General features: G+C 72.1%; 18 protein-coding genes. 12 read left to right on the forward strand and 6 right to left on the reverse strand.

Annotated features, from left to right (window positions below; all coding sequences use genetic code 11):
- Positions 1-20: 20 nt before the first annotated feature.
- A complete protein-coding gene (locus ACIBJC_RS13615) occupies positions 21-1058 on the reverse strand; it encodes an NlpC/P60 family protein (RefSeq protein WP_399291706.1) in 1038 nt (345 codons plus the stop codon).
- A 217-nt stretch (positions 1059-1275) separates the two neighbouring features.
- Here ACIBJC_RS13615 and ACIBJC_RS13620 point away from each other — a divergent pair, with 217 nt between their 5' ends.
- The 6 genes from ACIBJC_RS13620 (at position 1276) to ACIBJC_RS13645 (ending at position 6435) form a co-directional block, all read left to right on the forward strand.
- Positions 1276-1644, forward strand: coding sequence for a BlaI/MecI/CopY family transcriptional regulator (locus tag ACIBJC_RS13620; protein WP_399291708.1), 369 nt, complete (start codon positions 1276-1278; stop codon positions 1642-1644).
- Complete coding sequence (locus ACIBJC_RS13625; protein ID WP_399291709.1) at positions 1641-2633, forward strand: M56 family metallopeptidase; 993 nt, start codon at positions 1641-1643, stop codon at positions 2631-2633. Before ACIBJC_RS13620 ends, ACIBJC_RS13625 begins: the two co-directional genes overlap by 4 nt.
- 213 nt (positions 2634-2846) lie before the next feature.
- On the forward strand, positions 2847-4085 hold the full coding sequence (locus ACIBJC_RS13630) for a cytochrome P450 (protein WP_399291711.1): 1239 nt from the start codon (positions 2847-2849) through the stop codon (positions 4083-4085).
- Positions 4086-4173: 88 nt separating this feature from the next.
- A complete protein-coding gene (locus ACIBJC_RS13635; RefSeq protein WP_329822287.1) occupies positions 4174-4371 on the forward strand; it encodes a ferredoxin in 198 nt (65 codons plus the stop codon).
- Positions 4368-5552 carry an NAD(P)/FAD-dependent oxidoreductase gene (locus ACIBJC_RS13640; RefSeq protein WP_399291714.1) on the forward strand — a complete coding sequence of 395 codons (1185 nt, stop codon included), beginning with the start codon at positions 4368-4370 and terminating at the stop codon, positions 5550-5552. Before ACIBJC_RS13635 ends, ACIBJC_RS13640 begins: the two co-directional genes overlap by 4 nt.
- 43 nt (positions 5553-5595) lie before the next feature.
- Positions 5596-6435 carry an SDR family oxidoreductase gene (locus ACIBJC_RS13645; protein ID WP_399291716.1) on the forward strand — a complete coding sequence of 280 codons (840 nt, stop codon included), beginning with the start codon at positions 5596-5598 and terminating at the stop codon, positions 6433-6435.
- 145 nt (positions 6436-6580) lie between these two features.
- Here ACIBJC_RS13645 and ACIBJC_RS13650 read toward each other — a convergent pair whose 3' ends face one another.
- Entirely contained in the window at positions 6581-7465 is an 885-nt protein-coding gene (locus ACIBJC_RS13650; protein WP_399291717.1) for an NADPH-dependent F420 reductase, read from the reverse strand.
- A 39-nt stretch (positions 7466-7504) separates the two neighbouring features.
- Here ACIBJC_RS13650 and ACIBJC_RS13655 point away from each other — a divergent pair, with 39 nt between their 5' ends.
- On the forward strand, positions 7505-8131 hold the full coding sequence (locus ACIBJC_RS13655) for a TetR family transcriptional regulator (RefSeq protein ID WP_399291719.1): 627 nt from the start codon (positions 7505-7507) through the stop codon (positions 8129-8131).
- Positions 8132-8160: 29 nt separating this feature from the next.
- On the opposite strand, the gene ACIBJC_RS13660 is transcribed toward ACIBJC_RS13655, so the two are convergent.
- Positions 8161-9537: a diacylglycerol/lipid kinase family protein gene (locus ACIBJC_RS13660; RefSeq protein WP_399291721.1), complete on the reverse strand. Its 1377-nt coding sequence runs from the start codon at positions 9535-9537 to the stop codon at positions 8161-8163.
- Positions 9538-9614: 77 nt separating this feature from the next.
- Here ACIBJC_RS13660 and ACIBJC_RS13665 point away from each other — a divergent pair, with 77 nt between their 5' ends.
- A complete protein-coding gene (locus tag ACIBJC_RS13665; RefSeq protein WP_399291722.1) occupies positions 9615-10763 on the forward strand; it encodes an AMP-binding protein in 1149 nt (382 codons plus the stop codon).
- Here the strand turns inward: ACIBJC_RS13665 and ACIBJC_RS13670 are convergent.
- On the reverse strand, positions 10738-12015 hold the full coding sequence (locus ACIBJC_RS13670; protein WP_399291724.1) for a M6 family metalloprotease domain-containing protein: 1278 nt from the start codon (positions 12013-12015) through the stop codon (positions 10738-10740). The two genes, ACIBJC_RS13665 and ACIBJC_RS13670, sit on opposite strands and share 26 nt — an antisense overlap.
- A gap of 264 nt (positions 12016-12279) precedes the next feature.
- On the opposite strand from ACIBJC_RS13670, the gene ACIBJC_RS13675 reads away from it, so the two are divergent.
- Positions 12280-12951 carry a TetR/AcrR family transcriptional regulator gene (locus ACIBJC_RS13675; protein ID WP_399292323.1) on the forward strand — a complete coding sequence of 224 codons (672 nt, stop codon included), beginning with the start codon at positions 12280-12282 and terminating at the stop codon, positions 12949-12951.
- 439 nt (positions 12952-13390) lie between these two features.
- Positions 13391-14941 (forward strand): MFS transporter, encoded by a 1551-nt coding sequence (locus ACIBJC_RS13680; protein WP_399291726.1) that lies wholly within the window; start codon positions 13391-13393, stop codon positions 14939-14941.
- Between the two features lie 148 nt (positions 14942-15089).
- Here ACIBJC_RS13680 and ACIBJC_RS13685 read toward each other — a convergent pair whose 3' ends face one another.
- Positions 15090-15641, reverse strand: coding sequence for a MarR family winged helix-turn-helix transcriptional regulator (locus ACIBJC_RS13685; RefSeq protein WP_399292324.1), 552 nt, complete (start codon positions 15639-15641; stop codon positions 15090-15092).
- 140 nt (positions 15642-15781) lie between these two features.
- Between ACIBJC_RS13685 and ACIBJC_RS13690 the strand changes: the two genes are divergently transcribed.
- Positions 15782-16564, forward strand: a complete 783-nt coding sequence (locus ACIBJC_RS13690; RefSeq protein WP_399291728.1) for a dioxygenase — start codon at positions 15782-15784, stop codon at positions 16562-16564.
- 457 nt (positions 16565-17021) lie between these two features.
- A complete protein-coding gene (locus tag ACIBJC_RS13695; protein ID WP_399291730.1) occupies positions 17022-18017 on the forward strand; it encodes an RNA polymerase sigma factor RpoD/SigA in 996 nt (331 codons plus the stop codon).
- A 177-nt stretch (positions 18018-18194) separates the two neighbouring features.
- On the opposite strand, the gene ACIBJC_RS13700 is transcribed toward ACIBJC_RS13695, so the two are convergent.
- A complete protein-coding gene (locus ACIBJC_RS13700; RefSeq protein ID WP_399291732.1) occupies positions 18195-19169 on the reverse strand; it encodes a helix-turn-helix transcriptional regulator in 975 nt (324 codons plus the stop codon).
- Positions 19170-19213: the final 44 nt, after the last annotated feature.

Here is a 19213-nt window from a genome sequence, read left to right on the forward strand (position 1 = left end):
GAGCGTGGGATGGCGGTGCGTCAGATACGTACGCCCCACATGAACGGCATACCGCTGCGCGCGATCGACTCGTAACGGACCTGCGCCCCGGGCTTGGGCGAGTGCAGGATCTGGCCGTTGCCCGCGTAGAAGCCGACATGGCTCAGGTCGGTGCGCATGATGATGAGATCGCCGGGCCTGAGGTCGCCGAGGGAGTTGATACGGGTCCCGGCGTCCGCCTGGGCCTGCGAGGTGCGGGGGATCGAGACACCGGCCTGCTTGAAGGCCCAGGAGGTCAGACCGGAGCAGTCGAAGGAGCCGGGCCCGGTGGCGCCCCACACGTACGGCATGCCGACCCGGCTCTTGGCGGCGGCGAACGCCGCGGCGCCCCGCGACGACGCGCTGGCCTCGTTGCCCAGGTCCACGCGGGCGCTGTCCCGGTTGGCGCGGTCCTCCTGCTCGGTGATCTTGGCCCGCTCCTTGGCGCTGAGCGTGTTGAGGAGCTTCTGCGCCGTGGCCAGCTTGCCCTGGATCTCCTTCTTCTTACGGCCCAACTCGGCCCGCGTCTCACTGAGTTCCGTCAGCTTCGTGGCGGCCTGCGCGCGCTGCTGCCGTACCTCGCGCTGCTGGGTCTGGAACTGCTGGAGGTCGCTCACGTCGCGGGCGCCGAGCTGGTCCATGAGGGTCGCCTGGTCCAGATAGGCGTCCGGGTCGGAGGAGAGCAGGAGCTGCATGGACGGGGCGAGGCCGCCGCTGCGGTACTGGTCGGCGGCCATCGTGCCGATACGGTCGCGCAGTTCGTTGAGATCCGCCTGCTTGCGGGCGGCGGCGTCCTGGAGGGCGTCGACCTCCTTCTGGAGGGTGCCGGCCTTCTCCTTCGCGCCGCTGTACTTCTCGGTCGCCTGCGTGGCCTCCTCGTAGAGGCGGTCGACCTGCGCCTTGACGCCCTTCTTGGTCGGGTCCGGGAGGGGGTCGGCCGAGGCGGACTGCGCCGAGAGGGCGACCGCGGCCGTGGCGGTGGCCGTGAGCATCGTTCCGTAGGCATTGCGCTGCGGCTTGGGACGGCGGTGGGACGCCACGATGGAGCAGCTCCTTCTGTCTGACGTTCGAATACTAAGCAGGTTAGCTCTCCTGTTCCAAGGATGGGTGCTCCGGCCGCAGATGGTGACCTTCTCCTCCCGTGCCACGCGGCCGTTGGTGATGCCCACTCTGCTGTACTGCTAAGTCGATTGGCTCTTCTCGTTCCGGGGCGGCCCGGAAGCTACGATGAGCGGTCCGGGAGTGAGGGGAGCGGTTGTGCGACAGCTTGGCGAGCTGGAGGCGGAGATCATGCACCGCCTCTGGGCCTGGGGCCGGCCGGCCACCGCGCGCGACGTGCTGACCGACCTCAACAAGAAGCGCCCCCTCGCCTACAGCACGGTCAAGACCGTGGCCGACATCCTCCACCGCAAGGGCATGCTCCGGCGCGAGAAGGAGGGCCGGGCCTGGGTGTACGAACCCACCGGCACCCGCCAGCAGTACACGGCGGCCCTGATGCAGGACGCCCTCGGCGGCAACCCGGACCCCGCGGGCGCCCTGGTCAGCTTCGTGGAGCAGATCACGCCGGAGGAGGCCGACGCGCTGCGGGCCGCCCTGCGGACGGCGAAGCGGCGGAGCGGGGCGTGATCGCGGCCCTGGCACTGACCGGGTACGCGGTTCTGGTGGGCGCCGTGGTGCCGTACGGGCTGGCGAGGGCGCGCTGGGCGCACCGCGCCCCGGCCGTGGCGGTCCTGGCCTGGCAGGGGCTGATGGTGACCTTCGTGGTCTCCGTCGCGCTGGCCGCGTACCACCTGGTGCTGACCGAGGAGCATGTGCACCGGGGCCTCGTCGGGCTGCTCAGCATCTGCGGCGTGGCGGCGGAGGCCCCGGCCGGTCCCGATGGCGCCGGTGGTCCGGCCGGTCCGGGTGGTCCCGGTGGTCCCGGGGGCGCCTCCGCCCCGTCCTCCGCCGGTGGTACGACGTCCCCGGACGGCGGAGACGTCGCCCTCCTGGTCCCGGTGGCGGTCGCGCTCCTTCCGCTGGGCTGGCTGCTGCGCACGGCGTGGCGCTCGCGCCGGGCCCGGCAGCGCCGGCTCGACCTGCTCGCCCTCGTCGGCGTCCCGGCCCCCGAGTACGGCGCCACCGTCGTGGAGCACGACGTACCGGCCGTCTACTGCCTGCCGGGGCGACGCCGCCGCGTGGTCGTCTCGCGCGGCGCGCTGGACGTCCTCTCCGACGAACAGCTCCGCGCCGTCCTCGCCCACGAGCACGCGCATCTCGCGGGCCGTCACCATCTGCCGCGCATGGCGGCCGACGCGTTCGCCCGCGCCTTCCCCGGCCTGCCGCTCGCCCGGCACGCCACGGCGCAGACCGCGCTGCTGCTGGAGATGGCCGCGGACGACCGGGCGCTGCGCCGCCATCCCCGGGAGACGCTGGCCGCCGCGATGTGCGAGGTCGCCGCGGGCCGGGCGCCACGTGGCGCACTCGGCGCGGGCGGCCCCGGCACGCTGATCCGGGTGCGCCGGGTCCTCGCACCGCAGCCGAGGCCGCACCGCGCGACCTGGCTCGCGATCGTGGCGGCGTCGGTCGCGGCGCCCGTCCTCCCGCTCCTGCTCACCTGCGGGCCGACCCTCTGATCCGTACGGGTACAGGTACGGGTACGGTGCCGGACCTACCTGCGGGCAATCCCTGACGAACCAGGACGATCCCCCGTCAAAATGTGATTCGCGTCACGTCAGGGTTATGTCAGGTAACTGGCTGGAGGGCGTCAGTCCACTCCCTTTCCATGGGGTGCAGTCGAGTTGTTCAACCTCCCGGACCTCGGCCCCCCACAGCACGGAGGAGACGCCATGACCGAGACCCTGACCTGCCCCGCGGGCGGCGGCCAGTCGCTGCCGGAGTACCCGATGCCGCGCGCCGCGCAGTGCCCGCTGGCACCGGCTCCCACCGCGCAGGAGCTGCGCGCGGAGAAACCCGTCACCAAGGTGCGGATCTGGAACGGCGGCACGCCCTGGCTGATCACCCGCCACGCCGACCAGCGCACCCTGCTCACCGACTCCCGCGTCAGCGACGACGACCTCGACCCGGGGTTCCCGTACGTCAACGCGCACCGGGCGATGATCGCCCCGGTGTCGCCGCGGATGATCACGAACACGGACGCGCCGGAGCACACCCGGCTGCGCCGGACGGTGAACGGACCGTTCGTCGTCAAGCGGATCGAGAAGATGCGCGAGCCCATCCAGAAGATCGTCGACGACCTGATCGACGAGATGCTGGCCGGGCCGGCCTCCGCCGACCTCCTCAAGGCGCTGGCCCTGCCGGTGCCGTCCCTCGTGATCGCCGAGCTGCTCGGGGTGCCGTACAAGGACCACGACTTCTTCCAGACCAGCAGCAGCACGGTGCTGGACAGCTCGGTGGCACCGGAGAAGGCGCGCGAGGTCAGCGGAGCGCTGGCGGCGTACCTGGACAAGCTGCTCGGGGAGAAGCTGGAGAACCCCGGCGACGACGTCCTCTCGGAGATGGGCGGGCGGGTCAAGGCCGGTGAGATGAGCCGGACCGAGGCCGTCCACATGGGCGTCGCCATGCTGATCGCCGGTCACGAGACCACCGCGACGATGATCAGCCTGGGCACGCTGGCGCTGCTCCAGCACCCCGAGCAACTCGCCCTGCTGCGCGAGACCGACGACCCGAAGGTGGTCGCCAACGCGGTCGACGAGGTGCTGCGCTACCTGACGATCGTGCAGACCGGGGTACGGCGCGTCGCCAAGGCGGACATCGAGATCGGCGGCGTCGTCATCAAGGCCGGCGACGGCATGATCTTCGACCTGCACGCGGCGAACTGGGACCCGGAGGCGTTCCCGGAGGCGCAGCGCCTGGACCTGACCCGCCAGGCACGCACGCACCAGGCGTTCGGTTACGGGCCGCACCAGTGCCTCGGCCAGAACCTGGCCCGGCTGGAGCTCCAGGTCGTCTACAGCACGCTCTACCGCCGGATCCCCACGCTGCGGCTGGACGCCGCCCTTGAGGATCTGGAGTTCGACCACACGGGTACGACATACGGCGTGCACAGCCTGCCGGTCGCCTGGTAACCCCTCGCCGACCCTCGCTCCCGACGACCCCCCGTCAACTCACCCCCCCCATCAACCCCCCACAGCGAACAGAACAGAGGCGAACACCATGCGTGTTGAACTGGACGAGCCGAAATGCGTAGCAGCGGGACAGTGCGTGATGGCCTCCCCCGAGGTCTTCGACCAGCGGGACGACGACGGCGTCGCGATCCTGCTGGAGGAACACCCTGACGACGGCCTCCTCGACGGGGTGCGCGAGGCCGTGGCGATCTGCCCGGCCGCCGCGATCCGACTGGTCGAGCAGTGAACCGGATCGTGGTCGTGGGCGCCTCGGCCGCCGGGCTCGCGGCGGTCGAGACCCTGCGCAGGGAGGGGTACGACGGCACCCTCACCCTGATCGGGGAGGAGCCGCACGCCCCGTACGACCGGCCCCCGCTCTCCAAGCAGATCCTCTCCGGCGAGTGGAGCCCCGAGCGGCTGCCGCTGCGCCCGTACGCCGATCTCGACGCCCTCGGCCTCGATCTGCGGCTGGGGGTGGCGGCGACCGGGCTGGACACCGCGGACCGTACGGTGCGGCTGGCGGACGGCGCGCAGGTGCCGTACGACGGGCTGATCGTGGCCACCGGGGTACGGCCCCGGCGGCTGCCCGGCGAGGGTGCCCACGTCCTGCGCACCCTGGACGACGCGCTCGCGCTGCGGGACCGGCTGGGCCCCGGGCGGCGGCTGGCCGTGGTCGGCGCCGGGTTCCTCGGCGCGGAGGCCGCCGCCGTGGCGTGGCAGCTCGGCGCGCACGTGACCCTGATCGAACCCGCCCCCGTACCGCTGGCCCACGCGGTCGGCACGGCGGTCGGCGAGGTGCTGTCGCGGGCCCACCTGGAGCACGGCGTGGACCTGCGCACCGGCGTCTCCGTACAGGAGATCACCGAGGACGGCGTGCTCCTCGCCGACGGCGGCCTGGTCGAGGCCGACGAGATCCTGGTCGCCGTCGGATCGCTGCCCAACACCGAGTGGCTGGCGGACAGCGGGCTGACGGTGGGGGACGGGCTGGTGTGCGACACGTACTGCGAGGCCGCCCCCGGTGTGTACGGGGCGGGCGACGTGGCCCGCTGGCACAACCCGCTGTTCGGCGTCGACATGCGGATCGAGCACCGTACGCACGCGGCCGAGCAGGGCATGGCCGCCGCCCGCAACCTGCTTGCCGCTCCCGGGGCGCGCAAGCCGTTCGCGCCCGTGCCGTACTTCTGGTCGGACCAGTACGACATGAAGATCCAGGCGTACGGCTACCTGCGCGGCCACGACGAGGTCACCGTGGTCGCCGGGGACCTGGCGGAGCGCCGGTTCGTGGCCGCGTACCGCACCGGGGACCGGGTGACCGGGGCCCTCGCGGTCGGCATGCCGCCCAAGGAGATCCGGCAGTGGCGCCAGGCCATCGCGGCGGGCGCCTCCTGGCAGGAGACCGTACCGGCCGGGGCCACCGAGGCGGCCTGACCGCCCTTCACCCCTTCACCGGACAACGAGAAAGAGGTCGTTCATGCAGGAGCGTACGTACGACGACGCGCGGGACGTGGTGGTGGTCACCGGGGCGGGTGGCATGGGGTCGGCCGTCGCACGGCGGCTCGGCAGCGGGCGGACCCTGATCCTCGCCGACGCCTCGCAGACCCAACTCGACCGGGCCGTCGACGCGTTGAGCGCCGAGGGGTACGCCGTGCGGGGCGTGCTCACCGATGTGTCCGACCGGGCGTCCGTCGAGAAGCTGGCGGACTCGGCCGCGGGCGAGGGCCGGCTGACGGCCGTCGTGCACACGGCGGGCGTCGCCGCCGCCACCGCGTCGTCGCGGAAGATCTTCGACGTCGACCTGCTCGGCACGGTGTACGTGATCGACGCGTTCGAGCGGGTGGCCGTCCGCGGCACCTCGCTCGTCTGTGTCTCCAGCATGGCCGGACACTACGCCTCGCTGAGCCGCGAGGACGAGGCCGTCCTCGCGACGGCCCCGGCGGAGGAACTGCTCGGTCTCGGCGCGGTCGCCGCCGTCGGGGAGGACGCGACGGCCGCGTACATCCTGGCCAAGCGCGCCAACCACGTACGGGTGGAGGCCGCGGCGCTCGCCTGGAACCTGAAGGGCGCCCGGATCAACACCGTCAGCCCGGGGGTCATCTCCACCGCGATGTCGAAGGCGGAGGCCGACGCGGATCCGGACGGCCACATGCTCAGGATGGTCCAGGCGTGCGGCGCGGGCCGTACGGGCACGCCCGGGGAGATCGCCGACGCCGTGGCCTTCCTGGCCGGTCCGCAGTCGCTCTACATCACGGGCACCGACCTGCTCGTCGACGGCGGACAGGCGGGCTGGATCCGCTGGCACATGAAGCGCTGAAGTGTTGAGGCGCTGAGGCACTGAGGCACATGAAGCGCTGAGGCGGTTCAAGGGATGAGGCCTTACGGGCCCGTGGTGCGGTCGTCCGCGCCACGGGCCCGTGCGCGTGCCCCGACCGGGCCCGCGCGCGTGGGGCCCGTCCGGCTCAGTCGTCGGTGATGGCCGTGCTGCTGCCGCCCGCCGGGGCGCGGTCGGTCGTGGCGGTCAGTTCCCTGACCCGGTCGGCGGAGAGCGTGACCCCCGGGGTCTCGAAGAACCAGCGTCCGGTCGCCTCCTCGTCCATCCCCTTGGGTCGCGCCGCCATGTACGGCAGTACGTAGACCGAGGTGCCCGGCTCGCTGCGCCAGCTCTCCGCGAGCGGACCGATGTCCACCGCGTCGTAGCCGAGCACGTCCAGCAGCCGCGCCACCCGCGCCTTCGCCTCCGCGTCGTCACCGGCGAGGGGCAGGGCGCTGCGGTCGGCGGCGCCGGCGGGCCGGGCGCTGGTGAACAGGCGGCGGAAGTCGATGTTGTTGAACGCCTTGACCACCCGGGAGCCGGCCAGGTGCCGCTGCACCAGCTCGCTGGTGGTCAGCTCGGCCGCGTCCAGCTCGGCGATGCGGTCGTCGCGCTCCGGGTAGTAGTTCATCGTGTCGATGACGACCTTGCCCGCCAGGTCCGTCGGGGAGAGCCGCGTGTAGGCGCGCAGCGGGATCGTCGCCACGACCAGGTCGCCGGCGCGGGCTGCCTCGGCGGGCGTGGCCGCCCGCGCCTGCTCGCCGAGTTCGGCGACGAGGTCGGCCAGGGTCTCGGGGCCGCGCGAGTTGCTCAGGACGACATTCAGGCCGGCGGCGACGGCGAGGCGGGCCAGCACACTGCCGATCATGCCGGTGCCGATGAGCCCGAGGGTCTCGATGTTCGGCTGGGCCGGGGGCTCGGAACGCAACTCGCTCTGGTCCTGGTTCTCGGACATGGTGCCGCATCTCCGTCTCGATCGTGAACACGAATCGCTTATGTGAAACTCAGTGTCACAATAGAGTCTGTGACTCACTCCTGCAATCCAGGGTCGGAGGGAAGGTACGATCGCGGGATGGACGGAGCGGGTGAACCAGGCGGACCGGGCGCTGCGCGCGGCTCCGCGCGCACGAGCAGGGACATCGCACGGGCAGCCGTCCGGGCGGAGCTGGCCCAGGTGGCCTTCGAGCTGTTCTGCCGCGAGGGCTTCGACCAGGTCACGGTGGTCGAACTGGCCGCCGCCGCGGGGGTGTCGCGCAGCACGTTCCTGCGCTACTTCCACACCAAGGAGGAGGCCGTCCTCGGCGCCTTCGACACGCACGGCACACAGGTCGCCGACGCGCTGCGCGCCCGGCCCGCCGACGAGGACGACTGGACGGCGCTGCGGCGCGCGCTGGACACCGTCGCCGACCAGTACCGCCAGGACCCGGCCGGCACGCTCGCGATCGCGCGCCTCGTCCAGGACACCCCGGCCCTGTGCGCGCGGCAACTGGAGAAGCAGCACGGCTGGCGCCCGGCCCTGACCGAGGCCCTCGCCGAGCGCGGCGGCTCCGACGGGCCCGCGTCGCTGGTCCTGTCGGTCCGGGTCGCCGCCGCGCTGGACTGTCTGAACGTCGCCGTCGACCACTGGAGCGAGTCCGACGGCCGACTGGACCTGGTCGACCTCCTGGACGAGGCCTTCGCCGCCCTCGCGCCGCGCTAGAGGTGCCCGCCCCCCGTACGTGGCCGCGCCTACCCGGCGGGGCGCTCCCGCCGTGCGACCGCCGTACGTCCGACCGCCGCGGCCAGCTTGCGCAGCCGCCGCCGGTCCAGGGGCGGCTGCACCGGCGGGACGCCGGGCCGGTTCCTGGGGACCCGTACGCGCAGGGCGCCGGGCTCGATGCGGCACTGAACGGGCGCGGGCAGCACCAGCGCCTCCCCGTCGACGCCGACCTCTATCTCCGCCCGGTCGGCGTCCACCGTGACCTGGTGGGCCGTCAGGACCGTGAGTCCGGCCGACTGCCGGCCGCGCAGCAGCCCGGCGGCCTCCGCCGCGCTGTCGACCCGTACGCCGAGGACCCCGAGCACGCCCGCGTCCAGCCGCTCGCGCCGGCCCAGACCGGCCGGATCCTCCGTGCGGTACGGGTTGTTGCTCACCAGCAGGGCCTGCGGGCCGGTGACGGTGACGGGCGCCCCGCCGGTGTCGGCGGCGGTGGCGGTCAGCAGCGGGCCGCGCTCGTGCGTCAGCAGTTCGGGCAGCAGGTCGAGCGTGGTGCGTACCTTGTCGTCGCGGTAGGCGGGGCTCTGCACGACCGCCGCGTACGCCCCGAAGGAAGCGTTGTTGACGAAGGGGTGCCCGCCCGCGAAGCCGAGGTCGACATGGAGCTCGACGCCGTCGGTCAGCGCGTCCAGGCAGGCCGACGGGGTCTCCCGGTCGAGCCCGAGGTCCATCGCGAAGTGGTTACGGGTCCCGGAGGAGATCACCAGGAACGGAAGCCCCCGCTCCGCCGCCACGGCCGCGACGAGCGCCTGTGTCCCGTCGCCACCCGCCACACCCAGCAGATCGGCCCCGTCGTCGGCGGCCCGACGGGCGAGGGCGGCGACGTCCTGCGGGTGGTCCGGATCGAGCAGGACGACCTGTGCGCCGAGCCGCTCCGCCTTCTCCCGCAGCCCGAACCTGCCGACCTTCCCGCCGCCGGAACGCGGATTCATGATGAGGAACGGGCGCCGGGGCGACGGCGTCTCGTGTTCCCTCATGGCGGTGGTGCGCGTGGCGCCCGTACTGCTGAGCGCGGTGCGGCCCGTCCAGACGGCCACCGCCCACAGCGCGGCACAGACCAGGACCAGCCACAGCAGATTCGCCGCCTCGAAGACCGCGATGACGGTGAGCGGCGTCGCCACGGCCAGCACCATCGCCCCCACCCGGGCGGCCCCGCGACGGGTCAGGACCCACCAGACGGCCGCCGCGGTGAGCGCGGTCCCCGCCAGGATGGCCCCGATCAGCAGCAGGCTGGCCGCGGCTCCCGCGTACCCCAGCGGCAGCAGTACGGCCGCACCGGAGGCGGCCAGCGAGACCCGCGCCGACCACCGCTGCGCGGCATGGGCGCCCTCGCCGAATTCCACAGCCACTGCTTCTCCCACCGATCAGGCGCGTCGATCACGCGGCCCCGGCGTAGGGTACCGAGCGACCGCCCAGGGGGATGACCATGCCGCACGCCGACCGCACCGACCGGGCCGTCGCCGCGCTGTCCGCGCCCGGGGCGCCCTTCGCCACCGTACGGACGGAGAACGGCTCGCTCGTGTACGCGGACGGGCCGCGCACCCTGCGCGAGTTCGTCGAGGCGACCTGGGCCTACGGCGACCGGCCGTTCCTGCTGGGCGCCGAGCCGGACGCCGGGCCGGGCGCCGAATCCACGTACACGTACGGGGAGTTCTTCGCCGCCGCCACCGCCCTGGCCAACCACTTCGTGGACGCGTACGGACTGCGGCCCGGCGACCGCGCCGCCCTCGCGATGGGCGACCGCCCCGAGTGGCAGACCGCCTTCTGGGCCGCCCAGTTGGCCGGGCTGGTCGCCGTACCGCTGGACGCCACATGGGCCGAGGACGAGTTCACGTACGCGCTGGACGACTGCGCACCGCGCGTGCTCCTCGTGGACGGCGAGCGGTTGCCGCGCGTGCGGCGCTGGGCGGCGCGCCAGGGGGCGGGGGCCGTACGGACCGTCGTCCGCCACCACGGGGGAGCGGTGGAGGCGGGGACCGAGCGGTACGAGGACCTGCCCGCCGCCGGTCGGTACACCGCCCCGCCCGATGTCGAGGTGCGGGCCGAGGACGACGCCACGATCAGCTACGTGCCGGGGCCGTCCGGCCGGCTCCGGGGCGCCGTCGCCACGCAGCTCGCGCAGGCCGGGGCCGCGATGAACGCGCGCTTCCTCGCCACCGTCGCCGCCCTCGAACGCCGGGAGATCCCGGGCCTCGGACCTGTCCCGGTCACGCCGCTGACGTACCCCTTCTCCCGCGTCGAGGCGCTCACCCGCGTGTACGCGGCGATGGCGGCGGGCGGCGCGCTCCGCGTCACGGACGGGCCGCGGAGCGGTAGCGGTGTCTCCGATTCCGGTGACACCTTCGGCCTGCCGGAGACCTGCGGCGCCGTGCTCGCCGGGGGCCGCCCCACCCCCGTCACGGAGGTACGGGTCGACGGGGCGGGGGAGTTGTGGCTGCGCGGCCAGTCCCTCGTACGCGGCTACTGGGGCGGGAAACCGGCGGACGGGGTCCCGGCCCGGGACGGCTGGTTCGCCACCGGCGTCACCGCGACCCTCGGCGACGGGCGCGTCAGGACCGGGTCACCCGCACCCTGAAGTGGTCGTCCGGCTCCTGCGAGAGCACCGAGATCCGGATGCGGTTGTCGCGGTCCACGAAGGACTGCCCCGGCCGGTACGGCGCGTCCGACAGCTCCGCGTGGACGTTCGGCCGCCGCGTACAGCCGCCGCTGTTCTCCTTGCTGTCCGCGATGGTGACCGGACCCCGCCCGGTGTCCACGGCGGCGTCCACGCGGTAGACCAGCACGCCCGGTTCGCAGACCGCCTCGTCGTTGCCGGCCCGCGTCCGTACCTCCACCGCGTACCCCGACTCCTGGGAGACCGGCACGAAGGCCATCTTGGGGCCGCCCGACGTCGCCAGCGGCCCGAGCAGGAAGTCGCTGCTGCCCTGCCCCGACGCGCAGCCGATCTGCTCGTCGTCGAGCCAGCCGAGCTTCCACTTGTGCCAGCCCAGCAGATCGTTGTTGGCGCCCCAGTCCTCGGACATGATGTCCCAGTGCCCGACCGAGCCGCCGCCGTCCACCGTGTAGAGGTCGGGGAGGCCGAAGACATGGCCGTTCTCGTGCGGCAGGACCCGGTAGCCGGTGTCGCCGTACGAGCCGGAGCCGTCGTCCTGGCGGCTGTAGACGAAGGACGTGTTGGCGAGCGGGACACCGTCCGCCTGCGGGGCGTCCGCGTTGCCGGAGAAGGTGACGGACAGGACGGTGTCCAGGGCCGAGGGGCCGGCGTTGGGCGTCACCAGGATGTTGACCAGGTCGTACGCGGTGAAGTCCACCCGCGGGTCGGCGGCGGCCACGATGTCGTCGACGAGCTGCCGGTAGCCGGGTTCGTACGGCGCGCCGCGCGCTATCCCGTACTCCGCGAACGGCAGCGGCATCCGCAGCCAGTTCTTGATCGGCGCCTCGGCACGGTACTCCAGGCGCCCGTACGAACTGGTCCTGAACCACTCCGACGTCTTCGGGAAGAACTCGGCGAGCCGGTCGAGCGCCTTCCCCGGGCCCGGCGCGTCCGAGAAGTCGATCATCAGGTTGAGGGCGCGGATCCTGCCGGTCGAGCGGGAGTAGCCGGGCGGGGTGGGCAGCCCCTCCGACATCTGGACGGCCGTGGCGGCGGAGATGCGGCACGGGCCGCGGCTCGTGTCCTTGACCGCGCCGGGCCCCGACGAGGCGCGGTGGGGGGAGGGGAGGGTACCGCTCGCGCTGGTCAGGGCGGCGAGGGTGAGCGTCGCGAGGCCGGCGAGGGCGCAGAGACGGCGGGAGCCGGTGATGGGTATGAGACGCCTCTGCTGCATACGGTCGCCTTCGGTCTCGGCAGCCTGCCGTCCCGGCTGTCCTCCGTTCGATCACCCTCCGTCGGTCGGTGTGTCGGCGCTCGCTGGGTGCGCCGATCGGGGCAAAAGCCGTAAACGTGGATATGTGACTCAGGTCACACGGGTGGCCGAAATAACCGGGGACAAGTTCCCCGTTTGCATCTACGTCCCCGGGCGCCGGGGGCCACGCAGACCGAGGAACCGAAAGCTGGGAAGGGGCCCGACGTGACCGCCACCACCGCCGCCATCGAGGCTGCCGTCGCTGCTGCCGCGGCCGTAGGACCGGCGGCACGCCGCGTCCCCCGGCCGCGCGCGGACGCGCTGCGCAACCGGGAGCGGATCGTGGCGGCGGCCCGTGAGGTGTACGTGGAGTACGGCTCCGAGGCGCCGCTCGACGAGATCGCCCGCCGGGCCGGAATCGGCAACGCCACGCTCTACCGGCATTTCCCCGACCGGCACACCCTCGCGCACGAGGTCGTCCGCTCGGTCCTGGTCCGCGTCGCGGACCAGGCGGAGCGGATCGAGGCCGAGGAGCCCGACGCGTTCACCGCGCTGCGGCGCTTCGCCCACACCGCGGCCGACGAACGGATCGGGGCGCTCTGTCCGATGCTCTCCGAGGCGTTCGACAGGAGGCGTCCCGACCTGGACGCCGAACGGCGCCGCCTCGAAGGCGCCGTCGAAGGGCTGATGGAGCGGGCACGGCAGGCGGGGCGACTCCGTCCCGATGTCGAGGTCGGCGACCTCATGATCGCGCTCTCCCAGCTCACCCGGCCGCTGCCCGACAGCGGCTGCCTCACGATGGACCGGTTCGTGCACCGGAACCTCCAGCTCTTCCTGGACGGCCTGGAGGCCCCCGCCCGGTCCGAACTGCCCGGCTCGGCCGCGACCCTGGAGGATCTGCGCCGCGCCGCTCCGTGACGCGCCCCTGAACCAAAGAACCAAGAGTCAAAGAAGAATCAAAGAACCAAGAACCAAGAATCGAAGAACCAAAAGAGCCGAAGAGGCGAAGAACCAGCGACAACGGATCAAGGCCCGCGCGCGACCGAGCCGTCCCGGCCACCGCACCGGACGCTCACACCCCGCGGGTCCCTCGCACCGGCCACGCCACTCACCTCACTGACGCATCGCAACTGACGCATCGCACTGACTGACTGACCGACTGACTGAGGCATCGCACTGACGCGTCTCACTCACACGTCTCCCTACACGTCCCAGCGCAGGGCCCGCCAGAAGGCCACGCGCTGCCCGTGACGGCTTCACGCCGTCGCCATCAGCCCGCCATGACTTCGTAAGTCCCGCAGCGTCGCCTGTACTTACGTACGTTTCGCCCTTTCTGCATCCTTAGGTGGATACCTCCATGTCAAAAACAGCCGAGAAGCGGCTTCCCGATCCGGGCGCCCTGTCCGCCCCCGACCCGGGCCGCTGGAAAGCGCTCATCTTCATCGCCCTGGCCCAGCTCATGGTCGTGCTCGACGCGACCATCGTGAACATCGCGCTGCCCTCCGCCCAGCAGGACCTGGGGATATCCGACGGCAACAAGCAGTGGGTCATCACCGCCTACGCCCTCGCCTTCGGCGGTCTGCTGCTCTTCGGCGGACGCATCGCCGACCTGTGGGGCCGTAAGCGCACCTTCGTCACCGGCCTGATCGGCTTCGCCGCCGCGTCCGCCATCGGCGGCGCCGCGACCGGCGAGGCGATGCTGCTCGGCGCCCGCGCGCTCCAGGGCGCCTTCGGCGCGCTGCTCGCGCCCGCCGCGCTCTCGCTGCTCGCGGTGACCTTCAGCGACGCCAAGGAGCGCGCGAAGGCGTTCGGCATCTTCGGTGCGATCGCCGGTGGCGGTGGCGCCGTGGGGCTGATCCTCGGTGGGTTCCTCACCGAATACCTGGACTGGAGGTGGACGTTCTTCGTCAACATCCCGTTCGCGATCGTGGCCGCGCTCGGCGCGTACTTCGTGATCCGCGAGCCCGCCTCCGGCCGTAACCGCTCCGCGCTCGACATCCCCGGCGTCGTCCTCTCCACGCTGGGCCTGGTCTCGCTGGTGTACGGCTTCACGCGCGCCGAGTCCGACGGCTGGAGCGACCCCGTCACCATCACGCTCTTCGTGGCGGCCGTGGCCCTGCTCTTCCTCTTCACGGTCGTCGAGTCGAAGGTCAAGGCCCCGCTGCTGCCGCTGCGCGTGGTGACCAACCGCAACCGCGCCGGCGTCTACCTCTCGCTGGGCCTGGCCATCATCGCGATGTTCGGCCTGTTCCTCTTCCTGACGTACTACCTCCAGGTCGTGCAGGGGTACTCGCCGGTCAAGACGGGCTTCGCCTTCCTCCCGATGATCGCGGGCATGATCACGGGCTCGACCCAGATCGGCGCCCGGCTGATGACCCGGGTCCCGCCGCGCTACCTGATGGGCCCCGGCTTCCTCGTCGCGGCCGTCGGCATGCTGCTGCTGACCCGGCTCGACCTCGGCTCCTCGTACACGGGTGTGATCCTGCCGGGCCAGCTCCTGCTGGGCCTCGGTATGGGTACGGCCTTCATGCCGGCCATGTCGCTCGCGACGTTCGGCATCGAGCCGCGGGACGCGGGCGTCGCCTCGGCGATGGTCAACACCTCGCAGCAGGTGGGCGGCGCGATCGGTACCGCCCTGCTGAACACGATCGCGGCCTCGGCCACGACCTCGTACCTCGCCACGCACGCGGCCACCGCGGGCGACGAGCGGCTCCTCCAGATGCGTGCCCTGGTGGCCGGATTCTCCAGCGCCATCTGGTGGGCGGTCGGCATCCTCGCCGTCGCGGCGACGATCGCGATCACCTTCATCAACACCGGCCGCCCCGGCTCCTCCACAGGCGCTCCCGGCGCGGCCGGTGAGGAGGGCGCGGCGGCGGACGAGGTGCAGGTCCCGGTCGCGATGCACTGACCGACACGCACCCGCCGGCCCGCGCTCGCGGGCCCGCACCCGCGGGCCCGCGCTCGCTGATACGCACCCGCCGGAAGCGAAAGGCGGAACGGCCGCCCCCGCGGCCCGCCCTGGCGCCGCCACTCCCCGGATCCCCGGATCCTCGGAGTCAGCGGCGCCAGGGCAGATCCGCGCCCGTCCCCTCGGGCTGCAGCCCCTCCGCCATCACCCGCATGATCTCGCCGAGCTGACCGACCTGTTCCGGGGTGAGCCGGTCGAAGATCGCCTGGCGTACCGCGGCGACATGGCCGGGCGCCGACCGCTGCAGCATCCTGAAGCCCTGGTCCGTCAGGAACGCGTTCTGTCCCCGCTTGTCGGAGGGACACTCCTCACGCTGGACCCAGCCGTTCTCCTCCAGCCGCGCGATCGCGTGGGAGAGCCGCGAGCGGGTGATCTTGGCTTCCATGGCGAGCTGCGTCATCCGCAGCCGGCGGCGCGGCGCCGACGAGAGTTTGACGAGAAGCCCGTAGTAGATGTGCGGCATCCCCGCGTCACGCTGGAGCTGACGGTCGAGGTGGTCCTCCAGCAGGGTCGTCGCCTGGACGTACGTCAGCCAGACGCGCTGCTCCTCGTCGCTCAGCCAGCGCGTTTCCTCCGCCCGGGCCTCGGGTTCTCCGCTGGTGTCCTCGCCTGGGCCGGCGCCGCTGCCGGTAGATGCCATGCTCATGTACTCCACTCTACTCATTCTTGAAAATTAAACTAGATCTGGTTAAGCTGATAAGTAATGAATGCTTGAGCTTTCAAGTAGACGTCCGGGTGGGGGACGCGTGGACGTCGACACGGATGACCCCGGGAGTCACCATGAACGCCGTTGCCGAGCGCATGCCCGCCCTCTACCTCTCCCACGGGGCCCCGCCCCTGGCCGACGACCCGGTCTGGCCCGGGGAGCTGGCGGCCTGGTCGGCGACGCTGCCCCGCCCCAAGGCCGTCCTGATGGTCTCGGCGCACTGGGAGGAGGCCCCGCTCGCGCTGGGCGCGACCGTCTCCGTACCGCTTGTGTACGACTTCTGGGGCTTCCCCGAGCACTACTACCAGGTGCGCTACGACGCCCCGGGCGCGCCGGAGCTCGCCGACTCCGTACGGAAACTGCTGCGCGGCGCCGGCACCCCCGTACAGGACGTGCCGGACCGCGGGCTGGACCACGGGGCGTACGTACCGCTCGTCGAGATGTATCCCGAGGCGGACATCCCCGTGCTCCAGATCTCCCTGCCGACGCTCGACCCGCGCAAGCTGCTGGAGATCGGGCGCAAGCTGGCCCCGCTGCGGGACGAGGGCGTCCTGATCGTCGGCAGCGGCTTCTTCACCCACAACCTCGCCGCGCTGCGCCACCCGGGCGGCGGCGTGCCCGGCTGGTCGGCGGAGTTCGACGACTGGGGCACGCGGGCCCTCCAGGCGCAGGATGTCGACGCCCTGCTCGACTTCGAGCACAAGGCCCCGTCCGGCCGGCTGGCCCACCCCCGCACCGAACACTTCGCCCCGCTGTTCGTGACGCTCGGCGCCGCGCAGGACGAGCTGGGCACCGGCAGGAGCGTCATCGACGGCTTCTGGCTGGGCCTGGCGAAGCGGTCGGTCCAGTTCGGCTGAGGATCTCCGGCTGACCTCCGGCTGATCTCCGGCCGAGGATCTTCGGCCGGGCCGGGGAATGCCCGGGGAGGGGCGGGGAAGGCGCGGACGTGCGGGCGTCCATGCGGACGGTCGCGAGGGTGCGGGGGGCGTCCGAGGGTGTCCGGAGGGCGTCCGGGGACGCCCTGAGCAACCAAAGCCGCATGCGAATCGTCTTCAAGAAGTGACCGGAGCTGCTGAAGTCGCCGGTCGCGCTCTTCGCGGAGCGCGGTCGGCATCCGTCTCGGCAACTGCCCTGACCTGCGGTTCTGTGCCCGGCAGAGGGCGCGGGTCACTCGGTCGGCGGCACAGGGTACTGCATGATCACAAAATCTATGCACGCCATGGGAATTCTGTCCGGATTCCAGTCGTTGTTTCCAACGGATGCAGGGCACCCGGAAGGGTGTCGCGACCTACTCAGTTCAGTAAGGGAGCTCGCATGGCAACCCGTGCCGTCGCCCGTCGTTCCGCCTCCGGCGGGGCGAAAGCGGCAAGCAGTGTTCGCGCCGTAGGCGGGGAGATCGCCGACCGCGACCTGGTCGGCATGTACCTCGACGAGATCGCTCGTACGCCGCTGCTCGACGCAGCGAAGGAAGTCGAGCTGTCCCAGACCATCGAGGCCGGGGTCTACGCCCGGCAGATCCTCGACGGAGAGGTGGAGAGCGAGGCGCGCGGCGCTTCGCGCGAGGAGCTGGAGGCGCTGGTCGCCGAGAGCGAACGCGCGAAGGACGTCTTCATACGCTCGAACCTCCGCCTCGTGGTGGCCGTCGCGCGCCGTTACCCGCGCAGCGGCCTGCCCCTGCTGGACCTCATCCAGGAGGGCAACGCGGGACTGGTCCGCGCGGTGGAGAAGTTCGACTACGCCAAGGGCTTCAAGTTCTCGACGTACGCGACCTGGTGGATCCGCCAGGCCATCACGCGCTCCATAGCCGACCAGTCGCGCACGATCAGGCTCCCCGTCCACCTGGTGGAGGAGCTGGGCAGGATCCGCCGCGTACAGCGCGAGTTCAACCGCGAGCACGGCCGCGATCCGGAGCCCACGGAGGTCGCCGCGGAGCTGGACTCGAACCCGGCGCGCGTCATCGACGTCCTGGACTGGGCCCGTGACCCGGTCAGCCTGAACATGTCGGTCGACGACGACGGGGACACCCAGTTCGGCGACCTGCTGGAGGACACCTCCGCGGTCTCGCCCGAGCAGTCCGTGCTCACGCTGCTGCGCAGCGAGGAGCTGGAGGACCTGATCAGCAAGCTCGACCAGCGCACGGCGTCGATCATCAAGATGCGGTACGGCATCGAAGACGGCCGCGAGCGCACGCTGACCGAGGTCGGCAAGCAGCACGGCCTGACGCGGGAGCGGATCCGCCAGATCGAGAAGCACGCGCTGCTGGAGCTGAAAAAGATGGCTCGGGACACCGGCTTCGACGCGGCGGCGTGACGTCGCCGTTCTGTGGCCGTAGTGTCCCCCTTACTCGTACTGTCTCTCCGAGCGGTACGGGACGGCTGATCCGTCGGCCCCCAGAGACGAGCCCCGGCACCAACCCCCCCCAGGTGCCGGGGCTCCCCTCTGTCCTCCGTGCCTCCTCCGCCTTCTTGGCCTTCTCCGCTTCTCCCGCTACCCCGTCGGTGCGGCGGCCCGGGTCAGCCTCGTCCCCAGCTCGTACAGATACCCCGTGAGCTGTGCCGGGGCGTGCGCGGTGAACTCGCAGTCCACCAGAGCCAGGCGCAGCGCGAACCACTCCAGCGAGTCGGTCACGGTCGTGCGCAGCCGGCAGGAGTCCGGCCCGGTGGGTGTGGGCGCGGGCAGATACGGCGGCAGCCGGGCCACCACGAACTCCGCGGGCGCCCGGAAGGTGACGTCCACGTCCATCCGGGGCTGCAACCGTGACATGGACCGGCTCAGGAACTGCGCCGCGTCCGCGTTCCCGGTGGGCAGCTCGCGCGGTGGGAACCTGGCGCCGGTCGGGAAGGGCTCGCTGACCCGGTCGACCCGGAACGTACGCCAGTCGTCGCGCTCCAGGTCGTACGCCACGAGATACCAGCGACTGCCGGTCGAGACGAGGCGGTACGGCTCGACCTGCCGCCTCGTCTCCGTACCGTCGCCGGAGCGGTAGCCGAAGCGCAGCCGCTCCGTGCCCGCGACGGCGCCGGCCATGACCGTGAGGGTGTGGGGATCGATGGTCGCGCCGTCCCCGCGGGTGAGCGGCGTCGTCGCCGTCTGGAGGGTGGAGACGCGGTGCCTGAGCCGGGACGGCAGCACCTGCTCCAGCTTGGCCAGGGCGCGTACGGACGCCTCGTCGATGCCCTCGACGGCGTGGCCCGCCCCGGCCCGCAGCCCGACGGCGATGGCCACGGCCTCCTCGTCGTCCAGGAGCAGCGGGGGCATGGCCGTACCGGCGACCAGCCGGTAGCCCCCGATCGCCCCCATCGTGGCCTCCACGGGGTATCCGAGGGCGCGCAGCCGGTCGATGTCGCGGCGGATGGTGCGCGCGCTGACGTCGAGCCGCTGGGCCAGCTCACTGCCCGGCCACTCGCGCGGGGTCTGGAGGAGGGAGAGCAGCCTCAGGAGCCGTGCCGGGGTGTCGGTCATGCGTCCATGGTGCGCGGCATCTAGGACATGGGCGGACCTAGATG

Origin of the sequence: Streptomyces sp. NPDC050509 (assembly GCF_044457965.1) — a bacterium.
In the GTDB taxonomy this organism is placed as follows: Bacteria; Actinomycetota; Actinomycetes; order Streptomycetales; family Streptomycetaceae; genus Streptomyces.